The sequence below is a fragment of the Chryseobacterium sp. genome (assembly GCF_022712095.1).
GTDB lineage: Bacteria > Bacteroidota > Bacteroidia > Flavobacteriales > Weeksellaceae > Chryseobacterium.
On the sequence record NZ_JALAHD010000131.1, the window covers coordinates 1 to 5,580 of the forward strand.

Genomic DNA, 5,580 nt, shown 5'->3' on the forward strand with positions numbered 1-5,580 from the left:
ATCCATTCCTATTAAAGAAATTAAGAAATAAAAAACATTCTTCTTTATCAATAAAAAAACCGATACAAATTGTATCGGTTTTTTTATTCACAATTTATAGAACTTATTTCTTATTAAAATCCCCTGCAAAAACAGAGATCAGATTATTTTCAGAAAGATATTTCTTCAAAGCCCCATTTACTTCAGCAAGTGTAAGATTTTGGATCTTTTTATTCTGGTCATCGAATTTTTCTAACGGAACCCCTAATAAAAGTTGATTATTTACAAGGTTGATAAGCATATTATCCGTTCCTAAACTTGTTATTCTTTGGTTGGCATAGCTTTTCTTATTGGAATCCAGTTCTTCCTGTGTAAATCCGGATGCTAAAGCTTTTCTTACCTCTTCTTTAATTGCAGCTTCTACTGCATCTCTTTTGGTCGGATTCAGATAAGCATAATAATTCCATGAAGCTACATCATTAGTAACCGGCACATTCAGATAAGAGCCAACACCATAGGAAATTCCATCTTTTTCACGCAGTCTCATCGGTAATCTTGCAGAAAGGAACCCTCCGCTTCCCAATATTTCATTAGCCATGACTAATGCAGGATAATCAGGACTGTCCTGAGACATTTTGAAACTTGCCGTTCCTAATGCTACAGCATTTTCCTTATCCGGAGTAATGATATTTTTATCCTGCTTTTTAGTTTCAAAGAAAGTAGGCTTTACTTCAACAAATTTAGATTTAGCTGTAAATTTTCCAAATGTTTTTTCCAGTTGAGCCTCTGCTAACTTTGGATCAAGATCACTAATCAATGTTCCTGCGGCATCTGAAACTCCCATAATATTTTTATAAAAATCCAGAACCTGTGCTTTGGTTACTTTCTTATTGTCATCAATCTGCTCCTGTAAAGTAGGCACATAGAAAATACTGGATTTTGGATATGGAGAAGATAATCTTTGTAATTCATTATTGGCAATAGCATTAGGGTCTTTTAGCTGACCTTCCAACCATGTGTTGGTTTCGGTTACTGTTTTAGCAAGTTCATTATCCGGGAAAATAGAATTAGTCAACATATCCTGTAAAATAGACATCACTTCAGGATAATACTGCTTATATGTCGTAAGATTAACAATAAGGTTCTGCCCGTAAATATAGATGTTAACAGAAGATTTCATTCTGTCAAGCTCATCCTGTATCTTTTCTTTCGTTCTTGTTGTAGTTCCTGATTTCAATAAAGAGGCGGTAATACTTCCGATTGCATTCTTTCCCTGAAGATCTTTCTCATTACCAATTCTGAAACGGAATGTTCCCTGAACTTTTCCACCTTTTAATTCTTTGTTGATAAGACCATATTTCATTCCATTGGAAAGTGTTCCCTCCTTAAGACTTTTCTTAATATTTGCAATGGAAGCTTCAAAAGGAGCTGGTTCTTTTTCTAAGGCTTTCCCTTGATACCCTTTTACAAGATCAGCAATCTGGTTATCTCTGAACTCAGCAGGAAAAACTCTCTCTTCATTTGCTGAAGGGCGGAAAACCCCAATAGTACGGTTATTATTTTTGAAATACTTCTGAGCAACTCTATTGATATCAGCAAGAGTCAGTTTTTCTACATTATCACGGTAAAGAAATCCTAATTTATAGTTTCCTGCTCCCACGGTTTCCGTAAGGCCAATTGCATAATTAATCGTATTGTTTTTTTCGTTTTCAATATCCTTGATTAATTTTGCCTGAGCTCTTTTAAGATCATCCTGCGTATATTTAATAGTCGCTACTTTATCCAACTCCGACTTTACAGATCGGGTCGCTTCATCCAGATTTTTATCCTTTGGCACATCAAAATTGAAATATACCATTCCAGGGTCTCTTACCACAGGACTGAAAACCCATACCGAAGAAACTTTCTGGGTTTCTACCAAGCTCTTATATAAATATCCGGACGGATCAGCAGTAAGAATTTCATAAAGCGCACCTAATGCCGCATAATCTTTATCCGCAAAAGCTGATGTATGATAACCTACAGCAATGATCTGCTGATCATTATTTCTTTTGATCTCAAAATATTTTTCCCCGTTCTGAGCCGGCTCTACAGTATAAGTACCGCCCAATTCACGGTTGGGCTTCACTAAGCCTGAAAAATATTCAGAAATGTACTGTAATGCATTCTTTTCATCAAATTTCCCGGCAATAATTAAAGTGGCATTATCCGGCTGATAGTATTTTTCATAGAATTTACGTAAAGTCGGAGCTTTTACACGCTCAATATCTTCTTTACTTCCAATCGTACTATTTCCATAGTTATGCCACGTATATGCATTAGAAAATACATTTTGCATCATTACTCTGGTTGGGTTATTTTCCCCGATCTCAAATTCGTTTCTTACGACTGAGAATTCCTTATCCAAATCAGATTGAAGAATCGTTGCATTAATCATTCTGTCCGCCTCCATTTGTAATGACCACTTCAGGTTTTCATCACTGGAAGGAAAAACTTCATAGTAATTGGTCCTGTCATACCATGTGGTCCCATTAGCACGACCTCCCTTATCGGAAAGCTGCTTTTTGATATCTCCCATATTTTTGGTGCTTTTGAACAACATATGTTCCAGTAAGTGAGCCATTCCTTTTTCTCCATAACCTTCATCTTTTGAACCCACATTATACACAATATTCACCACCATATTGCTTTGAGACTGATCCGGAATTAAAAGCACTTTCATTCCGTTATTCAAGGAATATTCTTTTACTCCCTCTACATTACTCACAAACTTCGGAGCCTCCCCTTTTTGTGAGAAAACAGGATTAGAAATTCCTGTAAAAAATAGGACGGCCGTCCCCAATAATAAGTTTTTCATCTATATATAATTTAAGTTAATGCCCTTTTCCATAAAATTTACTACTACATTTATATAAGACAACTTTATCCTGTAAAATGTTACAGCCAATTTAATTTAAATTTGCAAATAATAAAGTGTAAACTTAAAATTCGTTTTTAAATGAAACCAAAAGCAGTATTTAATTGGAGCAGCGGGAAAGATTCTGCTTTAGCATTATATAAAGTGCAAAAGGAAAATAATTTTGAAATAAGCTCATTACTTACCAGTATTAACACTGAATATCAACGTATTTCAATGCATGGTGTATCCGTCAGTCTTTTAGAACAACAGGCGACAGCTTTAGATATACCCTTAATTAAAATGGAAATTCCCAAAGAACCTTCCATGGAAGAGTATCGGCAAATCATGACGAACACCATGAACACAATACAATCACAAGGAATTACCCACTCTGTCTTTGGCGATATTTTTCTAGAAGATTTACGAAAATACCGGGAAGAACAGCTGAGATCGATAGGAATGGAAGCCGTTTTTCCTTTGTGGAAAAAAAATACCTCAGCACTTATTCATGAATTTCTTAACCTGGGCTTTAAAACAATTGTCACTTGCGTTAACGAAACTTACCTCGATAAAAGCTTCGCAGGAAGAATTATTAACAAAGATTTCATTAAAGATTTACCTGAAAATGTAGATCCTTGTGGAGAAAACGGTGAATTCCACACCTTTACTTTTGACGGACCTATTTTTAATTTTCCCATTCTATTTGAATTAGGAGAAACAGTAAAAAAAACCTATCCAAAACCAAAGGAATCTGACAGTGATAGTGATGAAGATTATATTTTCTGGTTCTGTGATCTGATATCCAAAAATCCCGCCTCATAATGAGGCGGGCAACTATTATTTTTTTAATTCTTTGATTGTTTCCTGCATTAGCTCAGATACCATCTGAACATCTTTCTCATTAGTCATCCAATTAACGAAGGCTGCTCTTATCCCTTTATACTGATTATAAAAAGTAGGGGTCATAAAAACTTTTCCCGTTTTATTAAGCTTTTCCAAAAACAGGTCAACTTTATCCTGATCTTCTATATTTTTAAGAGTAAAACATACTGTATTCAAACGGACAGGGGCCAATAATTTAAAATTCTCACTTTGATCAATAAAATCCCCAAACTGTTGAGATAATGAAATGCTATTGGAAATAATTTCCTCATATCCTTTTTTGCCATATGCCATTAAAGAAAACCAAGCCGGCAATGCTCTCATTCTTCTTGAATTTTCAGGGAGAAAATTCGAATAGCTAAAGTTCTCAAGAGGGTCTCCCAAATAAGGAGCATTTGAATTCTGAAATGTTTCCATCTGTAAAAGCTTGTGTTCTTCCTTAACTAAATATACGGCACTTTCATAGGGGACATTCAGCCATTTATGGCAATCAACAGTTATACTGTCCGCAAATTCCCAATCTTTTAATAAATGTTTATGCGATTCGGAACATGCTGCAAACCCTCCAAAGGCCGCATCAATATGCCACCAGAAATTATATTTTTCTTTAAGCTTTTTTATTTCAGTAAAATCATCAAAATCTACTGTATTTACTGTTCCTCCACTGGAAATTAAAATAAAAGGTTCACCTTTTAATTCAGAGATTTTATTTTCAAAATCTTGTATAGATAATGCTTCTCTGTTTCCCTCCTCTGTTTTAATTTTAATGATATTTCCGCTTCCTAAACCGAGCATTGATAATGCTTTTAACGAAGAAGAATGGGGTGTGGCCGTAAATATTTTCATAGGGATAGAAACTCCTCCTTTTGCGATATCAACTCCCTTTTCCCTTCCCAACCATTGTCTTGCTACTCCCAAACAGGTAAAATTGGACATAGTGGCCCCTGTTACAAAGCCCCCTAAAAAACGGTCTGGTAATCTTAAGAGGTCTAACAACAATTTAATGGTTTCAAATTCTATAACTGCTGAAATTCCCCCCTGTCCTTTTACATTTTGTGTATTTTGATCATATATTGATGTAAGCCAGTCTCCGGCAGTAGAAGCTGGTGTAGCTCCGCCGGTTACAAAGCCCCAATATCGGGGACCGGACGAAGAGACCATGATAGGTTCAAACCTTTTATTAAATACTTCCAATGCTTTTTCTGCTCCACAACCATTTTCAGGTAAAATGACATTATCTGATATTATAAACTCCTTAGCTGTGGTAGAGCGTTCGGGTAAAGAATTTATATAGGCTGTACCTTGTTTTTTTATAATCTCTAACAGATTCTCTATTTGTAACAAATCCTTCTTTAAGTATGTGTTCATGCTTTATATTTAATTTTATTCAAAAGTATAACTTTGCAGAAGAGATTAACACATAAAATTAAATGTAAGCTACTAACAATTTTGTAAGTGATGAGAAAAGAACATTCAACCAATACCTTAAATGAAATTCATATTCACAATTCCTGCTCCCTGCAATATGCAGTTGATTTAATTAGTAAAAGATGGAGTCTTATTATCCTTTGCAGACTTCAAAAAGGAAAAATGAGATTCAATGAACTCTATAAATCTATCGATAAAATTACAGAAAGGATGTTATCTTTAAGACTTAAAGAATTGGAAAATCAGAAACTGATAAAAAAAGAAATCATCTATCAGGTTCCTTTAAATACAGAATATGAATTAACAGAATTAGGACTAAAACTTTCAAATACTTTTAATGAACTAAGGGCTTTTGGAGAAATTCACAAAAAAGCCCTTAAGAAATAAAAGGG

4 protein-coding genes are annotated in these 5,580 nt (G+C 34.7%); 2 read left to right on the top strand and 2 right to left on the bottom strand.

Annotated elements, in window-relative coordinates; translation table 11 throughout:
- Nucleotides 1–103: 103 nt before the first annotated feature.
- The gene (locus Q0A18_RS06625; RefSeq protein ID WP_292009360.1) at nucleotides 104–2,836 is read right to left on the bottom strand and encodes a pitrilysin family protein; all 2,733 of its coding nucleotides are present in this window, start codon (nucleotides 2,834–2,836) and stop codon (nucleotides 104–106) included.
- Between the two features lie 141 nt (nucleotides 2,837–2,977).
- On the opposite strand from Q0A18_RS06625, the gene Q0A18_RS06630 reads away from it, so the two are divergent.
- Nucleotides 2,978–3,700: a diphthine--ammonia ligase gene (locus Q0A18_RS06630; RefSeq protein WP_292009361.1), complete on the top strand. Its 723-nt coding sequence runs from the start codon at nucleotides 2,978–2,980 to the stop codon at nucleotides 3,698–3,700.
- Between the two features lie 15 nt (nucleotides 3,701–3,715).
- On the opposite strand, the gene Q0A18_RS06635 is transcribed toward Q0A18_RS06630, so the two are convergent.
- Nucleotides 3,716–5,128, bottom strand: a complete 1,413-nt coding sequence (locus Q0A18_RS06635) for a pyridoxal-dependent decarboxylase (protein ID WP_292009362.1) — start codon at nucleotides 5,126–5,128, stop codon at nucleotides 3,716–3,718.
- Between the two features lie 90 nt (nucleotides 5,129–5,218).
- Between Q0A18_RS06635 and Q0A18_RS06640 the strand changes: the two genes are divergently transcribed.
- Nucleotides 5,219–5,575, top strand: a complete 357-nt coding sequence (locus Q0A18_RS06640; RefSeq protein ID WP_292009363.1) for a helix-turn-helix domain-containing protein — start codon at nucleotides 5,219–5,221, stop codon at nucleotides 5,573–5,575.
- Nucleotides 5,576–5,580: the final 5 nt, after the last annotated feature.

Excerpts from the sequence above, each read along its gene's own strand:
- Q0A18_RS06625 (WP_292009360.1), bottom strand. The coding sequence starts at position 2,836 with ATGAAAAACTTATTATTGGGGACGGCCGTCCTATTTTTTACAGGAATT.
- Q0A18_RS06630 (WP_292009361.1), top strand. The coding sequence starts at position 2,978 with ATGAAACCAAAAGCAGTATTTAATTGGAGCAGCGGGAAAGATTCTGCT.
- Q0A18_RS06635 (WP_292009362.1), bottom strand. The coding sequence starts at position 5,128 with ATGAACACATACTTAAAGAAGGATTTGTTACAAATAGAGAATCTGTTA.
- Q0A18_RS06640 (WP_292009363.1), top strand. The coding sequence starts at position 5,219 with ATGAGAAAAGAACATTCAACCAATACCTTAAATGAAATTCATATTCAC.